This is a genomic window from Faecalibacterium tardum (assembly GCF_040096515.1).
GTDB classification, from domain to species: domain Bacteria; phylum Bacillota; class Clostridia; order Oscillospirales; family Ruminococcaceae; genus Faecalibacterium; species Faecalibacterium tardum.
On the sequence record NZ_JBBMEO010000017.1, the window covers coordinates 17,115 to 37,571 of the forward strand.

13 protein-coding genes and 1 riboswitch are annotated in these 20,457 nt (G+C 58.1%); of the genes, 7 read left to right on the forward strand and 6 right to left on the reverse strand.

Annotation, left to right across the window (positions count from 1 at the left end; translation table 11 throughout):
* The first annotated feature begins 157 nt into the window (after window positions 1–157).
* The 5 genes from WMO44_RS10175 to WMO44_RS10195 all read left to right on the forward strand — a co-directional run bounded on the left by WMO44_RS10175 (window position 158) and on the right by WMO44_RS10195 (window position 8,932).
* On the forward strand, window positions 158–1,327 hold the full coding sequence (locus WMO44_RS10175) for a GGDEF domain-containing protein (RefSeq protein WP_349152515.1): 1,170 nt from the start codon (window positions 158–160) through the stop codon (window positions 1,325–1,327).
* An 82-nt stretch (window positions 1,328–1,409) separates the two neighbouring features.
* Window positions 1,410–1,508, forward strand: a riboswitch (SAM riboswitch).
* Window positions 1,509–1,607: 99 nt separating this feature from the next.
* On the forward strand, window positions 1,608–2,762 hold the full coding sequence (gene metK / locus WMO44_RS10180; RefSeq protein ID WP_015536632.1) for a methionine adenosyltransferase: 1,155 nt from the start codon (window positions 1,608–1,610) through the stop codon (window positions 2,760–2,762).
* A 344-nt stretch (window positions 2,763–3,106) separates the two neighbouring features.
* Complete coding sequence (locus tag WMO44_RS10185; protein WP_118657789.1) at window positions 3,107–4,249, forward strand: ribose-phosphate pyrophosphokinase; 1,143 nt, start codon at window positions 3,107–3,109, stop codon at window positions 4,247–4,249.
* Between the two features lie 706 nt (window positions 4,250–4,955).
* Complete coding sequence (locus tag WMO44_RS10190; protein WP_349152516.1) at window positions 4,956–5,660, forward strand: ABC transporter ATP-binding protein; 705 nt, start codon at window positions 4,956–4,958, stop codon at window positions 5,658–5,660.
* 5 nt (window positions 5,661–5,665) lie between these two features.
* Window positions 5,666–8,932 carry an FtsX-like permease family protein gene (locus tag WMO44_RS10195; RefSeq protein ID WP_349152517.1) on the forward strand — a complete coding sequence of 1,089 codons (3,267 nt, stop codon included), beginning with the start codon at window positions 5,666–5,668 and terminating at the stop codon, window positions 8,930–8,932.
* 283 nt (window positions 8,933–9,215) lie between these two features.
* On the opposite strand, the gene WMO44_RS10200 is transcribed toward WMO44_RS10195, so the two are convergent.
* The 6 genes from WMO44_RS10200 to WMO44_RS10225 all read right to left on the reverse strand — a co-directional run bounded on the left by WMO44_RS10200 (window position 9,216) and on the right by WMO44_RS10225 (window position 17,999).
* Entirely contained in the window at window positions 9,216–10,586 is a 1,371-nt protein-coding gene (locus WMO44_RS10200; protein WP_349152518.1) for an NCS2 family permease, read from the reverse strand.
* Window positions 10,587–11,004: 418 nt separating this feature from the next.
* Complete coding sequence (locus WMO44_RS10205; protein ID WP_349152519.1) at window positions 11,005–13,758, reverse strand: insulinase family protein; 2,754 nt, start codon at window positions 13,756–13,758, stop codon at window positions 11,005–11,007.
* Window positions 13,759–13,806: 48 nt separating this feature from the next.
* The gene (locus tag WMO44_RS10210) at window positions 13,807–14,118 is read right to left on the reverse strand and encodes a hypothetical protein (protein ID WP_055185601.1); all 312 of its coding nucleotides are present in this window, start codon (window positions 14,116–14,118) and stop codon (window positions 13,807–13,809) included.
* Between the two features lie 114 nt (window positions 14,119–14,232).
* Complete coding sequence (locus WMO44_RS10215) at window positions 14,233–15,231, reverse strand: ABC transporter permease subunit (protein ID WP_097778562.1); 999 nt, start codon at window positions 15,229–15,231, stop codon at window positions 14,233–14,235.
* An 18-nt stretch (window positions 15,232–15,249) separates the two neighbouring features.
* Window positions 15,250–16,791, reverse strand: a complete 1,542-nt coding sequence (locus WMO44_RS10220; protein WP_349152520.1) for a sugar ABC transporter ATP-binding protein — start codon at window positions 16,789–16,791, stop codon at window positions 15,250–15,252.
* A 161-nt stretch (window positions 16,792–16,952) separates the two neighbouring features.
* A complete protein-coding gene (locus WMO44_RS10225; protein WP_097778564.1) occupies window positions 16,953–17,999 on the reverse strand; it encodes a substrate-binding domain-containing protein in 1,047 nt (348 codons plus the stop codon).
* A gap of 711 nt (window positions 18,000–18,710) precedes the next feature.
* Between WMO44_RS10225 and WMO44_RS10230 the strand changes: the two genes are divergently transcribed.
* Together WMO44_RS10230 and WMO44_RS10235 are read left to right on the forward strand one after the other, a co-directional pair.
* The gene (locus WMO44_RS10230) at window positions 18,711–18,998 is read left to right on the forward strand and encodes a hypothetical protein (RefSeq protein WP_005927190.1); all 288 of its coding nucleotides are present in this window, start codon (window positions 18,711–18,713) and stop codon (window positions 18,996–18,998) included.
* On the forward strand, window positions 18,995–20,440 hold the full coding sequence (locus WMO44_RS10235) for a terminase large subunit domain-containing protein (protein ID WP_113992195.1): 1,446 nt from the start codon (window positions 18,995–18,997) through the stop codon (window positions 20,438–20,440). The genes WMO44_RS10230 and WMO44_RS10235 overlap by 4 nt, the downstream gene beginning before the upstream one ends.
* Window positions 20,441–20,457: the final 17 nt, after the last annotated feature.

Consider the following 20,457-nt stretch of genomic DNA (forward strand, 5'->3'; position numbering starts at 1 on the left):
GATTTCTCAAGGGCTGCTGCACAAATTGCCGTGCAGCGGCCTTTTTTGCGTCCAAGCCTTGCAAGCAGGGTGCAGCAGGGTGTATAATAAAATAGATACTGTATAAAACAGGAGGCTGCCCGCTTTATGGGGTAAGGCGGGCAGAGGAGGAAATGCAATGAATATACCCGAGATCCTTGTGGCCAATGGCACAGGGGCGGTGCTGGTAAGCTTTCTGCTTTTATTGCGGGTGCGCGGCGAGAGTAAAAACAGCGTGGGAACAGAGCTGTTTTGCCGGATTCTGGTGGTGACGCTGCTGGCACAGGCAACAGAGACGATCAGCTTTCTGCTGGACGGCGTGCCCGGCGCGGCAAGCCGGTTCTGGCTGTACCTGACCAATACCGTCTGCACCGGCGCTACCGTGTGCGTGGGCTATGCGTGGTGTTTGTATGTGGACTTCCGGGTCTACCGCAGCATTGGACGCCTGCGCAGAAGGCATCTGCTGCTGGGCGCGCCGCTGCTGGCGCTTTTGGTGCTGCTGGTGGCAAACCTTTTTGGCACGGGGTGGATTTTTTCCATTTCGGCGGACAACGCTTACCATCGGGGCCCGCTGAATATTTTGCTGTATCTGCTGCTGTTTGGCTATTATGCCGAGAGCGTGTGGCAGGTGCATAAGGCCAGACGTGATGGCGTTACGGTGGAATTTTTTCCGGTGTACTACTTCGTGGTCACCTGTGCGGTGGGCACGCTGCTGCAGGGCGCATTCTACGGCATGGCCTTTGGCTGGCTTTCGGTAGCCATCGCTTTTGTGCTTGTGGACAGCCAGACCCGCAGCCTGCGCGGCTATACCGATGAGTTGTCCGGCCTGTTTGGGCGCAAGTACATGAACTACTGTCTGGACCGCATCCACGCCACGCAGGAGAAGGACGTTTACGGCATCATGATGGACGTGAACTGCTTCAAGGAGATCAACGACACCTACGGTCACGCCGAGGGCGACCGCGCCATTCAGGAGATCGGGCACATCCTGTCCGGGGCGCTGGTGGCAAACTCGGTAGCCATCCGCATGAGCGGCGATGAGTTCATGGTGCTGATCCGTCACGGCTCGGAGGAGCTTCTGAATAAGACCTGCGCCGCCATCGAGCGGCGGGTGCAGCACTATAACGAAACCGCTCCGGCGGGCAGCTTTCAGCTGTCCTTCTCCACCGGTGTGGCAAAGTACGAGGGCGGCAGCGTGGAGAAGTTTCTGGTGGAGCTGGATCAGCGGATGTATGCGGAAAAGCGCGCTTTCCACGCCGCCCGGGATGGCCATGCCGCACCGGAGCAGGGAAATGCTCCATCAATTTAAAAGGAATGTCTAAAATAAGTGCGACTTATCTTGACAATCTGACGCTGCAATGATAGAATATGTGGCGTACCAATTGAATACCGACTTATCAAGAGCGGCTGAGGGGACAGGCCCTGTGAAGCCCGACAACCTGCGCGAGAGCGTAAGGTGCCAAATCCTGCGGGAAACCGGAAGATAAGAGTGCAACGCTCAGAGCTTTCGGCTCTGGGCGCTTTTATTTTTCAGAACAAACTTGATGGAATGGTAAATACACGCAACTGCAACATTTAGGAGGCAAAAAATGGCTAGACACCTGTTTACTTCGGAGTCCGTCACCGAGGGACATCCCGACAAGATCTGCGACCAGATCTCTGATGCAATTCTGGACGAGATCCTGACCCACGACCCCAATGCCCGCGTGGCCTGCGAGACCTGCGCATCCACCGGCCTTGTGCACATCATGGGCGAGATCACCACCAACTGCTATGTGGACTTTCAGAAGGTCGTCCGCGAGGTGGTGGCGGATATCGGCTACACCCGCGCAAAGTTCGGCTTTGACGCCGACACCTGCGCCGTCATCTCCAACATTGACGGCCAGAGCCCCGATATTGCACTGGGCACCAACGATCAGGTGGGCGGTGCAGGCGATCAGGGCATGATGTTCGGTTATGCCTGCGACGAGACCCCCGAGCTGATGCCCATGCCCATCAGCCTTGCCCACAAGCTGGCAAAGCGCCTGACCGAAGTGCGCAAGAGCGGCGAGATGGACTACCTGCGCCCGGACGGCAAGAGTCAGGTGACCGTGGAGTACGACGAGAACAACAAGCCCGTGCGCGTGGACGCCGTGGTCATCTCCAGCCAGCACAGCGAGAGTGTGAGCATGGAGCAGCTGCGGGCAGACGTGATGGAAAAGGTCATCAAGGCCACCATCCCCGCTGAGCTGCTGGACGAGAACACCAAGTACTACATCAACCCCACCGGCCGCTTTGTTGTGGGCGGCCCGCAGGGCGATACCGGCCTGACCGGCCGTAAGATCATCGTGGACACCTACGGCGGCTATGCACGCCACGGCGGCGGCGCTTTCTCCGGCAAGGACCCCAGCAAGGTGGACCGCAGCGCAGCCTACGCTACCCGCTGGGTGGCAAAGAACATCGTGGCTGCGGGTCTGGCAAAGCAGTGCGAGGTACAGGTGGCCTATGCCATCGGCGTGGCAAAGCCTGTGTCCATCATGGTGGATACCTTCGGCACCGGCACCGTGGCAGACGAGAAGATCGAGCAGGCTGTGGAGAAGGTGTTTGACCTGACCCCCGCCGCCATCATCCGTGACCTCGACCTGCGTAAGCCCATCTACCGCCAGCTGGCCGCCTACGGCCACATGGGCCGCGAGGATCTGGGCGTGAAGTGGGAGAACACCGACCGCGTGGATGCTTTGAAGGCTGCCGTTGCTGCCCTGTAAAAAGCGTTTTACCCTGATAGAAGGTAAGTGAAGAGAAGAGCCGCTGCACCCGACCGTGCAGCGGCTCTTTTGCATCACAGGGAAAAGAAAATGGTACGGTAAAAAGTATTACTTTCCCTCAAAAATCAGATAAACTTTGCGAAACGGTAAAGATTTGGTCGCGTTTTTGTAAGAAACTCACATTCTCTTGAAGGAAAAGGAAAAACAGCTGTGCAAGGCGCAGAAAATCGATACATGAAACAAATTGATATGGAACAATCGACAAAATGTGATAAAATAAAACTAGATATGCGCACTTGTGTGCATGGTACGGATGGTAAACAGCAATAAGGAGTTATGTGACTATGTCTATTGAAATTTCCCCTAAGTCCTTCTTTGAGCAGCCCAGTGTGGCGGATATGCGGCTGATCGCCTGCCCCGGTGCCGAGGAGCTGACCGGCCTGATCGACAAGCACCTTGTCCGTTGGGCAAAGGCTGCCGGAATTGAAAAAGACACCTTCATTATTTCCTGCGACTGCCCCCGCTTCCAGAGCGGCGACGCCAAGGGTCTGGTCAAGGAGTCTGTCCGCGGCGACGATATCTTTATCGTGGTGGACCCGGGCAATTACAGCGTCACCTACAAGCTGTTCAACTACGAGAACCACATGTCCCCGGACGACCACTTTGCAAACCTGAAGCGTCTGATCCAGGCTGTGGCCGGTAAGGCACACCGCGTTTCCGTCATCATGCCCAGCCTGTACGGTGGCCGTCAGCACCGCCGCGTGGTGCGCGAGAGCCTGGACTGCGCTGTGGCCCTGCAGGAGCTGCAGACCATGGGCGTGCGCAACATCATCACCTTTGACGCACATGACCCCCGCGTGCAGAACGCAGTGCCCCTGATGAGCTTTGATAACGCCATGCCCACCTATCAGGTGCTCAAGAGCCTGCTGAAGAAGGATCCCACCCTGTCCTTCGATAAGGAGAAGTTCACCGTGGTCAGCCCGGACGAGGGCGCTATGAACCGCAATATGTACTTCTCCAGCGTGCTGGGCTGCAACTTGGGTATGTTCTACAAGCGCCGCGACTACACCCGCGTGGTGAACGGTCGCAACCCCATCGTTGCCCATGAGTATCTGGGCGAGAGCGTGGAGGGCAAGACCGTCTTTATCGCGGACGATATCATTGCTTCCGGCGAGAGTATGCTGGAGGTTGCCAGCAACCTGAAGGAGCGCGGTGCTACCAACATCATTGCCAACGCCACCTTCCCCCTGTTCACCAGCGGTCTGGAGAAGTTCGACAAGGCTGTGGCAGACGGCACCCTGACCTACGTTGTGGGCACCAACCTGACCTACCGTATGCCCGAGCTGCTGACCCGCGACTGGTATGTGGACGTGGATGTTTCCAAGTACGCCGCCTACTTTGTGGTGGCCCTGAACCACGATATGTCCGTTTCCAGCATCATCGACCCTCTGAAGAAGATCGAGAATCTGCTGGCAAACCGCAAGTAAGAAGCTGTTCCAAAGCCCCTGCACCCTGCGTGCAGGGGCTTTTTTGTGTGGTACGGCTGGAACGCCCTCAGGGAGGGAGCGAACCCTCTCCGTCTTTGCTTCGCAAATCCACCTCCCCCGAAGGGGGGAGGTTTTGCTCTACTTACCGGAAGATGCCGAAAAGCTCCCCCTTCGGGGGAGCTGGCAAGCCCGACAGGGCTTGACTGAGAGGGTTCTCCCCGGCAGGGGCTGAGTGTTCAAAAGTCCCTATGATACACAGGGGGTTTTGAACATTAAAGAAATAGTGCGCAGAAAAGCGCAGCTTTCGGCGGCTTTTCAGCCTTGAGAGAAAATAAATAACGGATATACGTTATATCTCTAAGTGTTCAAAAGTCGGAGGGGTTTTGAACAACTAGAAACGCTAACCGAACAAAAACGGTGGTTTTTGCCCTAGTTGTTCATCTTGAACAACTAGGAATAAGCATAGATACGTTGAAAAGTTCTAGCTGTTCAAAAGTCCATAGTAGTAATAGAGTTATATAAAGGGGTTTTGAACATTCAGAAGCCCTGCGGCGCATCGGGCAGCGGTCTGTCACCGCCCTTTTACATTTTATGGTGTTGTCTGTTAAGTTTTTGAAAATTCGTGCCGGGGGCTTTGCAAAACCCGGTGGGTTTATGCTATATTTAAGTTGAAATACTTTGCATTCTGACAGAAAGGGAAAACGCCATGGAGCATTTTGTGGAGTTTGAAGATGTCTGTAAATATTACCAGACCGGCAGTGTGAAAATCGCTGCTGCAGACCACCTGAATTTCTATGTGGACAAGGGCGAGTTCTGCATCATCGTGGGGCCCTCCGGCGCGGGCAAGACCACCCTGCTGAACATTCTGGGCGGCATGGACAACTGCGACGAGGGCAACGTCTGGCTGGACGGCCGCAACGTGAGCCGCTTTTCCGCCCGGGAGCTGACCACCTACCGCCGGTATGATGTGGGCTTTGTGTTCCAGTTCTACAACTTGGTGCAGAACCTGACCGCGCTGGAAAACGTGGAGCTTGCCAGTGAGATCTGCCGCGACCCGCTGGACCCCGCCGAGACCTTGCGCAGCGTTGGTCTGGGCGAGCGGCTGAACAACTTCCCGGCGCAGCTTTCCGGCGGCGAGCAGCAGCGGGTGTCCATTGCCCGCGCACTGGCCAAAAACCCCAAGCTGCTGCTCTGCGACGAGCCCACCGGTGCGCTGGACTACCGCACCGGCAAGCAGGTGCTGGGTCTTTTGCAGGATACCTGCCGCAAGACCGGACGCACCGTCATTGTTATTACCCATAACACGGCACTGACCGGTATGGCTGACCGCATCATTCAGGTGCGCAGCGGCCGCATCGTGTCCAATCGGGTCAACGAGCATCCGGTGCCGGTGGAACAGATCGAGTGGTGAGAACTGTGCAGAAAAGTTACCGCAAAAATATCCTGCGCGAGATGGAAAGCAGCATCAGCCGGGTGGTGTCCCTGTTTGGCATCGTGGCGCTGGGGGTGATGATGCTTACCGGCCTGATGTGCATTGCCCCCGATATGCGCTCCGCTGCCCAGAAGTACTATGTGCAGCAGAATGTGTTCGACTTGCGGGTGCTGTCCACCCTTGGCCTGAGTCAGAGCGATATCGACGCCATTGCCGCTGTGGACGGGGTAGACGCCGTGCAGGCGGTGAAGTATCAGGACGTGGAAGGCCACTGGACAGGGAACGAGCAGACCACGGTGGCGCGGCTGTATCAGCTGCCTGCCGACCCGCAGGCCGATACGCCGGAGAACATGAACCGCCCGGTGCTGCTGTCCGGCCGGATGCCGGAAGCGGCCGGGGAGTGCGTGGTGCACGTGATGGGCCACGGCAGCCCGGTGGAGCTGGGCACCCAGCTGACCCTGCCGGAAGAGACCGAAGGGGTCAGCGGGCAGGTGTTCACGGTGGTGGGCACGGTGCAGGACCCGCTGCATTTTTCCTCCGATTCCGAGAGCAGCACCGTGGGCGATGGCCAGCTGGACTGCATCCTGTTTGTGCCGGAGGGCACTTTGACCGCAGATTATTATACGGCGTGCTATATCAAAGCGGAAAACGCCGGACTGTATGATAATTATTCGGATGAATATCAGGCCGCAGTGGATGCCGTAGCGGAAAAGCTCAAGGCCATCCAGAGCGTGCAGTGCACCGCCCGGCGGGAAGAGCTGATGGACACCGCCAACGACAAGCTGACCAAAGCGCGCGCGGAGTACGACAGCCAGAAGGCCGAAGCCGAACGTCAGTTTGCCGAGGCCGAGGCAAAGCTGGCAGACGCACAGGCAAAGCTGGATGCCGCCAAGGCACAGCTGGAGGCCGGTGAAAAGGAGCTTGCCGCCCAGAAGGCTGCCCTGCCGGACACCATGCAGAGCGGTGCCGACAAGCTGGTGAGCAGCGAGGAGCAGGTGCTGGAATTTGAGGAACAGTTACAGCAGATAGAGCTGCTGGTCAACCTGAAAAAGGTGGCAGACCCCCTGCTGACCTACGCGGAAGCAGCCCTGCGCAACGCCGAAAAGGCGCTGGACGAAGCCGAGCCGGAGGACGAGGATTACATTGAACTGCGGGATGCGCTGGCCAAGGCGCAGGCCGCTTACGACAACATCTATAACCAGCTGCAAGGCTATCAGCAGCAGCTGGATGCGGGCAAGCGGCAGATGTACAAGCAGGGGCTCATCTCCTCGCCGAACCTTTCCAACGACCAGCTGGTGACCGAAGCCAAGGCTGCGCTGCGCAAGATGAAATTGCAGCTTTTGCAGGGGCAATTGCAGCTGACCACCGGCACAGCCAGCGCCTACACCCAGTTCGATGCCGCACAAAAGCAGCTGGAAGAGGGCTGGGCAGAATATAACGCCGGGCAGACCCAGCTGGAAGAATCCCGTACCGAGTACGAAAGCCAGAAGGCCGAGGCAGAGCAGAAGCTGGCAGACGGCCTTGCCCAGCTGAACGATGCCGAGGAACAGGTGAGCCAGATCAAAAAGGGCGAGTGGTATGTGCTGGACCGCACCTCCACCATGAGCTGCGTCACCTTTGCCCAGTACGCCGACCGCATGGACGCCATTGCCCGGGTGTTCCCGGTGTTCTTCTTCCTTGTGGCGGCGCTGGTGGCTACCACCACCATGACCCGTATGGTGGACGAAAACCGTCTGCAAATGGGCACTTTAAAGGCGCTGGGCTACTCCAACTTCAGCATCGCGGGCAAGTATTTGTTCTACGCGCTGCTTGCCACTATTCTGGGCAGCATCGTCGGCATGGTGGTGGGCTTTGTGGTTTTCCCCATCATTATCTGGAACGCTTATCAGCTGGTGTTCACTCTGCCCACCTTCACCCTGTACTTCTACCCGGGCATGGCAGCTGCCAGCGTGGGCATCAGCGCTGCCGTCATCGGCTTTGCCACATGGTACGCCTGCCGTTCCAGTCTGGCGGAAAAGACCGCAGCTCTGCTGCTGCCCCGGGCCCCCGTGGCGGGCAAGCGCATCCTGATGGAGCGCATCACCCCGCTGTGGTCCCGGATGTCCTTCTCCCAAAAGACCACCGCCCGCAACCTGTTCCGGTATAAAAAGCGGTTCTTCATGACCGTGCTGGGCGTGGCGGGCTGCACTGCGCTGCTGCTTATCGGCTTCGGCATACAGGATTCCCTGCTGCCCATCGTCACAAAGCAGTCTACGGAGCTGACCCACAACGATATGTCCATCACACTCAGTGACCCCAAAGCCCTGACCATGGAGCAGGGGCTGGCAGAGGAGCTGGACAGCAACAGCGCCGTGCAGAACTGGGGCGCGGTGTATACCAAATCCACTACCATCTACAATGCCGAAGGCGAGAGTGCAAGCGTGAGTATCGTGGCTGCCGCCAAGGACAGCGACCTGACCCGGTACGTCACCTTCCGCACCCGCAAGGGGCACAAGGCCATCAGCTTTGACAGCGGCAGCGCCATCCTGACCGAAAAGACCGCCGAAAATTTGGGTCTGCACACCGGCGATATCTTCTGGGTGGAAAACGCCGAGGGCACCCGGGTGGAGCTGACCCTGACCGGCATCACGGAAAACTATATGTTCACCCGGCTGTACCTCCCCCGCGCACAGCTGGAAAGCCTGCTGGGCACGGCAGAGATCCCGTGGAACACGGTCTACGGGCAGACCACCTGCACCGATGCTGCCGGGTATAATGCCCTGCGCACCGACCTGTTGGACTGCAACTACGTCAGCAGCATCAGCTTTACCGAGGACACCACCGAACTGTTCGATAACCTCATCGTCAGTCTGGGCTATGTGGTGGTGTTGATCATCATCTGCGCGGCGGCACTGGCGGCTGTGGTGTTGTATAACCTGATCAGCGTTAACCTTGGGGAGCGCAAAAAGGAGCTGGCGACCATCAAGGTGCTGGGCTTCTACGATCAGGAGGTGTACCGCTACATCTTCCGCGAGATCGAGCTGCTGGCGCTTATTGGCTCTGGCGTGGGTCTGGCACTGGGGGTGCCGCTGCACAAGTTCATTGTGTTGACCGTGGAGATGGATCAGCTCATGTTCATCCGCACCATTGCGCCCCGCAGCTACCTGCTGGCGGTGGCGCTGACCATGGTGTTTACCGTGGTGGTCTGCTTTGTGATGCGGCGGCACGTCCGGCGCATCAGCATGGTGGAAAGCATGAAGGCCCCGGAGTAATGTTTACAGCGCATTCATAAAATAAGCATAATTTCGTAGAAATTTTCGGATATTATAAAATCACCGGGAGGGGGAAAGCCGCAAGCCCCCTCTTAGGGACATGATTCCTCCTATACCCCAAACCAAATACCGCAAAAGGCCGCGCCTCGTCTGAACCAGCAGATGGGGCGCGGCTGTTTTTGTAAGGGCTGCGGCCTCTTTTCAACTGCACAAAAAAAGCACCCCCTGCGGCCTGTACGGGCAGACCGCAGGGGGTGCTTGGCTTTTTTAGACGCTCAGGGAATTAAAGGCACACGTACTTGAGGATGAACAGCACGGTGAGCACATACATCAGCGGGCTGATCTTCTTTTCCTTGGCCTTGCCGGTGATCACATTGATGATGGTCCAGGAGATGATGCCGATGGCAATACCCTCGGAGATGCTGTAAGCGGTGGGCATAGCCAGAATGGTCAGGAAGGCGGGGATGCCCTCGCTGGGATCGTTAAAGTCGATCTTGATGGCAGAACCCATCATGTAGAAGCCCACGATGATCAGAGCCGGAGCGGTAGCAAAGCTGGGGATGGTGAGGAACAGCGGGCTGAAGATGGTAGCCAGCAGGAACAGCACGCCGGTGGTCATAGCGGTCAGACCGGTGCGGCCGCCCTCGGTAACGCCGGAGGCGCTCTCCACGAAGGTGGTGGTGGTGGAAGTACCCAGCACAGCGCCCACGCAGGTGCCGATGGAGTCTGCCATCAGTGCGCCCTTGATGTTGGGCAGACGGCCGTCCTTATCCAGCATATCAGCCTTGGAGGCCACGCCGATCAGGGTACCCAGCGTGTCGAACAGGTCCACGAACAGGAAGGAGAACATCACGGCGAAGAAGTTCAGCAGGCCGACACCGGAGAAGTCGGTCTTGAACACCTGACCAAAGGTCTCGCCCAGTGCGGAGAAGTCAAAGCTGACAAAGGCGGTGGGGATCACGGAGTACATGCCGGCCTCCACATCGGGGACGTAGATACCGGTCAGCTCGCACACGATGCCCAGCAGCCAGGTGATCAGGATGCCGTACAGGATGCCGCCCTTGACCTTTTTGACCAGCAGGATGGCGGTGATGACCACGCCCAGCAGAGCCAGAATAGCGCCCACGCCAACGCTGTGGAAGGTTGCGCCCTTGAAGTGCTGGTAGGTGACCAGCGTGGAATCGCTGTTGACGATCAGCTTGGCGTTTTGCAGGCCGACAAAGGCCACGAACAGACCGATGCCCACGCTGACGGCGCTCTTCAGGGTCATGGGAATGGCATTGAAGATGCCCTCGCGCACATTGGTCAGGGACAGTGCGATGAAGATGATGCCCTCAACAAAGACGGCCATCAGGGCCAGCTGCCAGCTGTAACCCATGGTCAGCACGACCGTGTAGGCAAAGTAGGCGTTCAGGCCCATGCCGGGAGCCAGTGCAAAGGGGTAGTTGGCCAGCACAGCCATCAGTGCGGTGGCAATAAAGGATGCCAGCGCGGTGGCGATCAGCACAGCCTTGGAATCCATGCCCGCAGCGGACAGGATGTTGGGGTTGACGGCAAGGATGTAAGCCATGGTCATGAAGGTGGTGATACCGGCCATGATCTCGGTCTTTACATCGGTGTGGTTTTCTTTCAGGTGAAAGAACTTTTCTAACATGAGAAACCTCCTGTTTCCAATAAAACACTCCGCCGGTTGCGGACGGCGGAGAAAGAACAGCTCCCATTCTATCAGCTGAAAACGTTTTTGTCCACACCAGAAACACACAAATTTCGCAATTTGTTCAAATTTTCTTAAATAAGTATGACTTATCTCACAAAAAATCTGGCTTTTTTTGGTAGTTTGGACGGAATGCGGGCATCTTGTGCAGAAAAAATGTTTGTGAAAAGAGGGCGGTGTCGAACCTTCTCAGGTGTTACAGCTGCCGTTTGCCGTTACGACCCCTTCCCGTGAAAAAGGGTTTCTGAAAAGTCCGCAGACTTTTCAGAAACCCAAAATTTAAAATAATATTTCCGCTGAATATGCGTAAAGCAAACGCGGAGCGCATTCAAGATCGTCCCGCCCGCAGCGCAAACGCTTACAGCGTCTCTACCCGGTCGAACAGATCCTTCGCGGCTTCCACGGCGTCCTTACTGCCAAATGCCACCCGCACGCCGCCGGACAGCACGTCAGACAGGGCAGCGGCCTGTGCTTTGAGCAGGGCGGCGTCCACGCTGCACAGCGCCTTGCGGTCGGCGGCGCGCATCTCGTCCGTGATGCCGCAGAAGTACCGGTGATCCAGCTCCCGGGCGGCGGCACGCGCCTTGCGGGGCGTGTCCAGCTTGGCGGCAGTGCCTACGATGAACTCGTCCAGATCCCTGGCGGTGTAGTCCCGGGCGGCAAGGGCGGCGGGGGCGTCTGCAAAGGTGTCGTAGCTTTCCCGCAGGTGGGGGTCCCGGTAGGTGTACAAAAATTCGATGCCGTCGGCACAGAGCATTCCGGTGCCGTAGGCACCACCCACCTCCCGGATGGTGTGCCACAGGTATTCGTAACTCATCACCCGTGCCAGCACCCGGCGGCGGCTGTCCCGGGGCATGGGCCAAGCCAGCACATCGTAGTTCACGCCGCCGTCAATGATAAAGGCTTCGTTCACCGGGGGCGTCAGGGGCTGGGTGTAGGGCTGCGCCGGAGTACGCCGGGCGGCGGCAAAGCGGCTTTCCGGCAGCAGGGTGCGCAGCTTTTTCAGTGCGGCTTCGGTGCCGTGCAGGCTGACGGTCAGGGCGGCGTTTTGCAGCACCCGGCGGCGCAGCGTGTCCAGCTTTGCGCCCAGTGCCGCCCAGTCGGCCTTTTCCAGCAGACTGCACAGGAAGTGATAATAACTCACGCCGGTGCAGGCTTCGTCCGCAGCGCCCTCTACATAATAATGGGCGCGGGCACGGGTGGAGGCAAACTCGTTGCCCTGCTGGATGAACAGCTGCTCCATGCGCAGCTTCAGCTGGCTGACCACCCGGGCATAGGCCGCTTCGGCGGCAGCGCCGGTAAGGACGGTATCATACAGCCACTCGCCGCCGATCTCCACCGCCTTTTCCAGGCTGCGCTCCAGCAGGCTCAGGCAGAGGGTGAGTTTCGCGTGGCAGGGGCTGCCCTCCTGCCGCCCGGTCCAGAGATCCAGCTGGGCGCGGCTGTCGCCCAGCCATGTGCTGCGCAGGGTGTTCAGCTGCTGGGCGGTATGGGCGGGGGTGTCCAGCTCGTCCAGCACATCGGTGAGCAGGTTCAGGTATTGCAGTTCCTCCGGGGTGACGGTGCCAAGGTCATAGTAGAAATTCAGGTACAGGCTGCCGGCAGAGGGGTGGCGCAGCAGGGTGGCACCGGCCAGCTGCTCGGCGCTGCCCTGCGGAGTGGTATCGCCCGCGCCAAGGTCGGCGGCGGTGAGGGGGTGCTCCAGCACCAGCTTGCCATCGGTGCGCGCCGGGGTGGCGGCTTCCTCGGTTTTGGGTGCGGTGGGAATCTGCACCACCTGCACCGGGGCGGGGGCGAACAGCTCCCGCAGCAGGATGTCGAACCAGCCCTCTTCCAGCTTGCTGCGCAGGGCGGCGAAGAGCTTGTCCGTGTGCAGCAGCAGGGCGGCATCGCCGGTGTGCAGCCAGCCGGTGGCGGCGTTGATAGCGTCCAGTACGCCGTCCGGCAGACTGCCCGGGCGCTCCAGCGAGGCAAACTCGGCCTCGTTCAAAGCGGCCAGCAGCAGGTCGTGAGGAATGCCGGTCTTTAGCAGCTCGTCCACAGCCTTGCGTACAGCAGGGGCAAATTTGCGGGCAGAATCCACCGTAGCACCGCGCAGCAGCAGCTCCAAGGTGGGCTGCAGGGTGCTGTCGTCAAAGCCGATGTCGATATCTGCGCCCAGCTGCTCGGCCAGCAGCGCGGCCTTGAGGGGAGAGCTGTTAGTGCTCAGCAGCGCACCCAGCAAAATCTCCACACCCAGCTGCCGCTCACGGTCGGCAAATGCGCCAGTGTACCATGCCAGTGCGCACTGCACCTCGTCCGGCTTGGGTTGGTCGGTGTAGTAGGGCAGCTCCACGAATGCGCCGGGCTGCTCGTCCTGCATGGTCAGGCGGGGACGGGCAGCGGCCTTGGGCATCTTGGACAGGTAGTCCTTATCCAGCCGCGCCAGCTTATCGGCCATATCCATTTTGCCGTACAGGGTGATGCAGCAGTTGTCGGCGCTGTAATGGCGGCGGTACACCCGCTGGTATTTCTCATAGGTCAGGGCGGGGATGGACGCCGGGTCGCCGCCGGACACAAAGCCGTAAGCGGTATCCGGGAACATCGCCCGCTGCAGGGCGTTTTGCAGCTGAGCATCCGGGGAGGCCAGCGCACCCTGCATTTCATTGTAGACCACACCGCTGACCGTGCCGTCCGCATCCCGGTGCCAGCCCTCCTGCTCGAACACGGCAGAATCCACCATGGCCAGCGGGCAGAACACCGCGTTCAGGTAGACATCCATCAGGTTGCAGAAATCGGTCTCGTTGGGGGTGGCAAAGGGGTAGACCGTTTTGTCCGGGAAGGTCATCGCATTGAGGAAGGATGCCATGCTGCTTTTGAGCAGCTGCACAAAGGGGGAGCTGACCGGGTATTTTTCGCTGCCCGCCAGCACGGAGTGCTCCAGAATGTGGAACACGCCGGTGTCATCGGAGGGAAAAGTGCCGAAGCCGATACCGAAGGCCTTGTTGACGTCCTCGTTTTCCACCAGCAGCACGGCTGCGCCGCTGACGTCATGGGTGAGCAGGGTCAAAGTACCGTGCTGCTCGGGGCAGTCCTCGGTGCGCAGGACGGTATAACCGGGATAGTGTGCCATTTTTATTCTCCTTTACGGGATGTTTTTCACAGAGGATGCGCCTGCGGCTCAGCCGCCGAACAGGCCGAAAAAGCTGGTGTGGGTCACGCCCAGCACAAGGAAAAGAGCAATCAGAGCGAACAGCACGCCGATGATGATATCCATCTGGTGTACCGTGAGCGGGAATTTATCGTAAAGCTTTTCCTTGGGGTTTACAAAATCCTTGTTGCCGTTGTCCAGCAGGCGCTTTTTGCCCTGCTCAAAATCGGCCTTCTGTGCCTGCAATTCAGCCTGCTGGCGGGCAAGTTCTGCCTCGCGGGCGGCCAGTGCGGCCTCGCGGCGTTCAAGCTCGGTCTGGGTGTCCGGGGTGGGCTGTGCCATGGAAAGTCCCTCCTGTAAGAATAAGATGTTTTTCCTTATGATACCACAAAAATGTGGACAAAAAAAGCACCCGCAGTGCAAAGACTGCGGGTGCAAAGGGGGATGATGAGGAGATTACTTCTTAGCCAGATACTTGCGGATATCAATGGCGACAGCCACGATAATGACAAGACCCTGAACGATGTAGGTGTAGGAGGAGTTGACGTTCATGAACTGCAGAGCGACCTTCATCAGCTCAAAGACCAGAACGCCGACCAGAACGCCGGGAACAGTACCAACGCCGCCGGTGGTGGAAACACCGCCGATGGTGCAGGCTGCGATGGCGTCCAGCTCATAGCCCATTGCAGTGTTGACGGATGCGCCGCCGGACTTTGCAGCCAGCAGGCAGCCTGCCAGACCGAACATGCAGGAGGCCAGAATGTAGATGCGGATCTTGGTAGCGTGCACGTTGACACCGGCCACCTCGGCAGCAGCTTCGTTGCCGCCGATGGCGTACATGTACTTACCGTGGCGGGTCTTGTTGTACAGGAACCAGAAGCAGACAGCCACGATCAGGGCAATCCAGATCAGCACGGGAACCTTCAGGATGGTGTTGGAGGCCAGAGAGGTGAAGTTTTTGTTCAAAGAGCCGATGGGGGTACCGCCGGTGTACACAAGGCAGATACCGTAGACCACCTGCTGCATACCCAAGGTAGCAATAAAGGGCTGCACCTTCAGGTAGCTGACCACCAGTCCGTTGCACAGACCCACGATGGCGCAGATGGCAATGACCAGAATGAACACCACGGGGGTGGACAGGGTGGGCATATTGGGGTAGAACTTGCCGGAAGCGCCTTCGGTCTGCGCAAAAATGCAGGCAAGGCAGGCGGCAAAACCAGCCAGACGGCCAGCGGACAGGTCGTTACCGGTGGTGATCAGGCAGCCGGAAATGCCCAGCGCGATGATGTAGCGGATGGACACGTTCTTGAACAGGTTGATCATGTTGGTGCCGGAGAAGAAGTTGGGGTGAATGATGCCAACGATCAGAGTGATGGCCAGCATCATCATGATAATGGCGTTGTTGCTGAGCCACTTGCCCACAGCCTTGCCATTCAATTTTTTGGTAGCTTCCACGATAGACAGCCTCCTTAATTACTGATTTGCCGCAGCTGTGTCAGGTGCGGTCTCGAACTGGGTAGCCAGCGCCATGATGTTCTCCTGCGTGGCATCCTTACCGTTGATAAAGCCGGTGATACGGCCATCGCACATGACCATGACACGGTTGGACATACCGATGATCTCGCTCATTTCAGAGGAGATCATGATAATGCTCTTGCCCTGCTTGGCCAGATCGGCGATGATGCAGTAAATCTCGTACTTTGCACCGACGTCGATGCCGCGGGTAGGCTCGTCCAGAATGAGCACATCGGGGTTGTTGGCAAGCCAGCGGGCGATCAGCACCTTCTGCTGGTTGCCGCCGGAAAGGCTCTTGATCTGGGTCTTAGGGCTGGGCACCTTGATGGCCATCTTTTCCTTGTTGGTAGCCACCAGATCGAGGATCTTTTTGTTGTCCAGCATGATGGGACCCTTGCGCAGGGCGTCCAGAGAAGCGATGGAGATATTATCGGCAACGCTCAGCACGCCCAGAATGCCGGTAGCACGGCGATCCTCAGTCAGCAGAGCAACGCTCTTGCGGATGGCATCGCGGGGCTGCTTGATGTTGACCTCTTCGCCCTTGATCCACACCTTACCGGAGGTATGGGCACGCAGGCCGAAGATGCCTTCCATCAGCTCGGTGCGCTGTGCGCCCACCAGACCGGCAACGCCCAGAATTTCGCCCTTTTTCAGCTCAAAGCTGCAATGACGGAAGGAACGGGGATGGATGGAGGTGAAGTCCTCCACCTTCATCATGACCTCGTCCGAGGGCACGTTTTCCAGCGGGGGGAACAGGTTGGACAGCTCACGGCCGACCATCTTTGCAATGATCTCTTCCTTGGTCATGTTGGCAACGTCCCACTTGCCGATGTACTGGCCATCGCGCATGATGGTGACTTCGTCCGCGATCACCTTGATCTCGTCCATCTTGTGGCTGATGTAGACCAGAGCAACGCCCTGCTCCTTCAGATCCCGCATGATGCGGAACAGGCTCTCGACCTCGTTCGCGGTCAGAGAGGAGGTGGGCTCGTCCAAAATCAGCACCTTACAGTTGGCGGAAACGGCCTTGGCGATTTCCACCATCTGCATCTGGGCGATGCTCAAAGAGCCCAGCTTTGCATGGGGGTCGATGTCCAGCTTCAGTTTCTTCAGCAGTTCATCGGTATCTTTGTACATTTTGGCATGGTCCACAACAGTGACGATGCCGTATTTCCTGGTGGGGTAGCGTCCCAGCCAGATATTCTCGGCCACGGTACGGGCCGGAATGGGCTGCAGTTCCTGATGCACCATGGCGATGCCGCGGTCCAGTGCATCCAGCGGGGTGGGGATGGTTACCTTCTGCCCCTCGTATTCGATCTCGCCCTCGTCCATCTTGTAAATGCCGAACATACATTTCATCAGAGTGGACTTACCGGCGCCGTTTTCGCCCATCAGAGCCATGACTTTGCCGGGACGGAGTTCCAGCTGTGCATGATCCAGGGCTTTGACACCGGGGAAGGTCTTGACCACGCCTTTCATTACCAGACGGTATTCTGACATTCCGCAAAAGCCTCCTTTTTGATTGTTTACAGGCAGGCAGTTTTTTCCTAAAATAAGGCGCGTGCGTGGAGACGTTTTCTCGCACGCACGCGCTTTTTAGCTTACATTCAAGCCGTTAAGGCCTGCTGCGCACCTTGCATTGGTTCCGGGAAACTTTGGTCTTACTTAATATACTGAGAAGCGTTGTCCTTGGTGACCTTGACGTAGTCGACCCAGTAGAACTGCTCCACGTCCTTGCCCTCAACGAACAGCTGGGTAGCCTCGGCAGCCTTGGTAGCCTGACCCACATCGTCGTTCAGAACGGTACCGGTCATGTTGCCGTCCAGAACGTCCTGAACAGCCTCAGTCAGAGCATCGACGCCGACCAGATAGATGTCCTTGCCGACGGTGCGGTTTGCCTGCTGGATGGACTGCAGAGCGCCCAGTGCCATTGCGTCGTTGTTGCAGAAGACGACTTCGATCTTATCGCCGTACTGAGACAGAGCGTTTGCAACGTCCTGCTGAGCGGTGGTCTGATCCCAGTTGTCCAGATACTCGTACAGGCACTCAACTTCCTTGCCGGCATCGGTCAGAGCCTTGATGGAGTACTCGGTGCGGTACTGAGCATCGATGTTCTCGGGGTCGCCCTTGCACATAATGTAGGTGATCTTGCCGTCACCGTTGATATCGCCCTGAGTCTCGGTATCCAGGATCAGCTCGCCCTGATAAGTACCGGACTGACGTGCGTCAGCACCAACGTAGCAGCACTTGCCCTTGTAGGAATCCAGCACGCTGTCCTCGGGCTGACGGTTGATGAACACGATGGGAGTGCCGGAGGGAGAAACGGTGTCAACGATGGTCTGAGCGGAAGTGGTCTGGACAGGGTTGATGATCAGCACGTCCACACCCTGCTGCAGGAAGGTGTTGATCTGCTCGGTCTGGGTGTTCTGGTCGTTCTTGCCGTCCATGATGGTGACGGAGTAGCCCATATCCTTCAGGTAGCCTTCCAGATCGGAGCGGTACAGGGTCATGAAGTTATCAGCAAACTGATAGATGCAGACGCCGATGTTGGCAGAGCCGTTGGTAGCAGCGGCAGAAGCAGCGGTGGAAGAAGCAACGCTGGAAGCAGCAGTGCTGGTGGAGGAAGAGCCGCCGCAAGCGGTCATAGCAGCGGTGGCGCCCACAACAGCGGAAGCCTTCAGGAAGTCGCGACGAGAAATCATTTTCATAATAGTAATCTCCTTCATTTGTGTGTCACAGCATATTCACAGACGCATTTGTCGCATGTGTCCGTAATCCCTGACAGTATTATACCCTTGTATGGGGGTGTTCCGCAAGAGAATAAGTTCACAAGATTGGTGCAAATGTTTTGTTACGTTTCTACAAAAGCGGACCAAAGGTTACAAAATCTTTTCGCGAATTATCACAATTTTTCATGCCGATGCAACCAACATACAAATATGATGCAGGTATGTAAAAAAACATGCTTGAACATGACTGAATGTTGCATGGCTGCTAAAAAACCGCGAAAAGGGGCGATACATTTCTTGAAAGATATTTTCAGGGATACTACACAGCAGAAAGAAAACGCCTTTTATACACTCTTACCGGAAGGGAAAAACAACACGGGTCGAGAAAAATGTTTACTCCCCGGGTAGGGTGGCACTGTACCTTTATAGTAACAGGGCGGTCAGGGCGCAGCGAACGTTTTTGTGGGAAGCGCCCGAAATACAAGCGGTCGTTTTCTGCGTGCTACGCCGACTGGAAAGATAAAACTGACGCAGCTGCGTTGTACCTTGAAAATACAAAATATACGCATCGGATAATGTGCGTACAAAAATACCCAATGACCCTACAAAAGTGCACACTGTCGGGCACGGCGGGCGGGTGATATCCTGTGTACAGAGCCCGGGACACCGGACGAAAGGAGGAAGAACATCATGGGGCAGACAAAGCCCGCCGCCGGGCTGAAGAGCCTGAACCGCGCTGCCGACACCCTGAGCACCCTGCTGGCGCAGGAGGTAAAGGAGCTGAACGAGCGGCAGAAGGCCGCCCGGCGGGAAAACACCCCCGACCCCGGGATGATGAAGGGGCTGAAGGAGGCCACCGCCGTGCTCAAGGATCTGGCGGGCGTGGTAAAGACTCTGAACGATCAGGGCACAGAGCTGGAAGGAACAGAGTGCGGCGTGGTGCTGCTGCCGCCGGTGGAACAGGAGGAGAAGGAATGAACAGAACCGAGCGGGCAGTCATTGTGTGGAAGCCGCAGCCCCGGCAGCTGGAATTTATGCGCAGACCGGAGCCGGAGGCGCTGTACGGCGGCGCGGCAGGCGGCGGCAAGAGCGATGCACTGCTGATCGAGGCGTTGCGGCAGGTGCACATCCCGCATTACCGGGCGCTGATCCTGCGCAAGACCTACCCACAGCTTTCCGACCTTGTGGATAAGAGCCAGATGTACTACCGCCGGGCGTTCCCGGAGGCGCAGTACAACGCTACCTCCCATGTATGGGTCTTTCCCAGCGGGGCAAAGATCTGGTTTGGCTCCATGCAGTACACCAAGGACCGCACCAACTATCAGGGCAAAGCCTACGATTTTATCGGCTTTGACGAGCTGACCCACTTTGAGTGGGACGAGTACAGCTACATGATGAGCCGCAACCGCCCCACCGGGCCGGGCACCCGGGTGTATATGCGTGCAACTACGAACCCCGGCGGCATCGGCCACGGCTGGGTGAAGGCACGGTTCATCACGCCTGCCCCGCCCGGTACACCCATTGTGGAAACGGTCACGGTGCGCCTGCCGGACGGCACCGACCAGCAGATGGAGCGGGCGCGGGTGTTCATCCCGTCCAGCGTGTTCGATAACCCTGCCCTGCTGGCCAACGACCCCGGGTATCTGGCAAGCCTTGCCAGCCTGCCGGAAGCCGAAAAGCAGGCGCTGCTCTACGGCAGCTGGGACAGCTTTTCCGGGCAGGTGTTCACCGAATGGCGCAACGACCCGGCGCATTATCAGGATCAGCGCTGGACCCATGTCATCGCGCCCTTTGCCATCCCCAAGCACTGGCCCATCTGGCGCGGGTACGACTTTGGCTTTTCCAAGCCCTTTTCGGTGGGGTGGTATGCGGTGGACGAGGAGGGGCGGCTGTACCGCATCAAGGAGCTGTACGGCTGCACCGGACGTCCCAACGAAGGGCTGCGCATCGACCCGGTGGAGCAGGCCAAGCGCATCCGGGAGGCTGAGCAGAATGACCCGTTGCTGCGGGGCAGGGTGATCCATGGGGTGGCTGACCCCGCCATCTTTGACGAAAGCCGGGGCGAGAGCATTGCGGCCATGATGGAGCGCAGCCCGCATTTTCTGCGCTGGCAGCCCGGGGACCACACCCGGTTGGCGGGCAAGATGCAGTTCCACTACCGGCTGCGGTTTGCGCCGGACGGGCGGCCGATGCTGCAGGTGTTCAGCAGCTGCAAGCATTTTATCCGTACCCTGCCAAACCTTGTGTACGACGAGAGCAATGTGGAGGATATCGACACCCGGCAGGAGGACCACATCTACGACGAGTGCCGCTATGTGCTGATGGAGCATCCCATCAGCCCGCCCGAGGCTTCTGCCGCGCCGCCAAGGCCGGACGACCCGCTGGAGCTGCACCGGCAGGCGCGGTTCTACCGCATCTGAAAAAACAGGACAGAAAG

Bases quoted from the DNA above. Each gene is read 5' to 3' on its own strand.
- WMO44_RS10225 (WP_097778564.1), bottom strand. From the start codon at position 17,999: ATGAAAATGATTTCTCGTCGCGACTTCCTGAAGGCTTCCGCTGTTGTG.
- WMO44_RS10175 (WP_349152515.1), top strand. From the start codon at position 158: ATGAATATACCCGAGATCCTTGTGGCCAATGGCACAGGGGCGGTGCTG.
- metK (WP_015536632.1), top strand. From the start codon at position 1,608: ATGGCTAGACACCTGTTTACTTCGGAGTCCGTCACCGAGGGACATCCC.
- WMO44_RS10230 (WP_005927190.1), top strand. From the start codon at position 18,711: ATGGGGCAGACAAAGCCCGCCGCCGGGCTGAAGAGCCTGAACCGCGCT.
- WMO44_RS10200 (WP_349152518.1), bottom strand. From the start codon at position 10,586: ATGTTAGAAAAGTTCTTTCACCTGAAAGAAAACCACACCGATGTAAAG.
- WMO44_RS10210 (WP_055185601.1), bottom strand. From the start codon at position 14,118: ATGGCACAGCCCACCCCGGACACCCAGACCGAGCTTGAACGCCGCGAG.
- WMO44_RS10185 (WP_118657789.1), top strand. From the start codon at position 3,107: ATGTCTATTGAAATTTCCCCTAAGTCCTTCTTTGAGCAGCCCAGTGTG.
- WMO44_RS10190 (WP_349152516.1), top strand. From the start codon at position 4,956: ATGGAGCATTTTGTGGAGTTTGAAGATGTCTGTAAATATTACCAGACC.
- WMO44_RS10235 (WP_113992195.1), top strand. From the start codon at position 18,995: ATGAACAGAACCGAGCGGGCAGTCATTGTGTGGAAGCCGCAGCCCCGG.
- WMO44_RS10205 (WP_349152519.1), bottom strand. From the start codon at position 13,758: ATGGCACACTATCCCGGTTATACCGTCCTGCGCACCGAGGACTGCCCC.
- WMO44_RS10220 (WP_349152520.1), bottom strand. From the start codon at position 16,791: ATGTCAGAATACCGTCTGGTAATGAAAGGCGTGGTCAAGACCTTCCCC.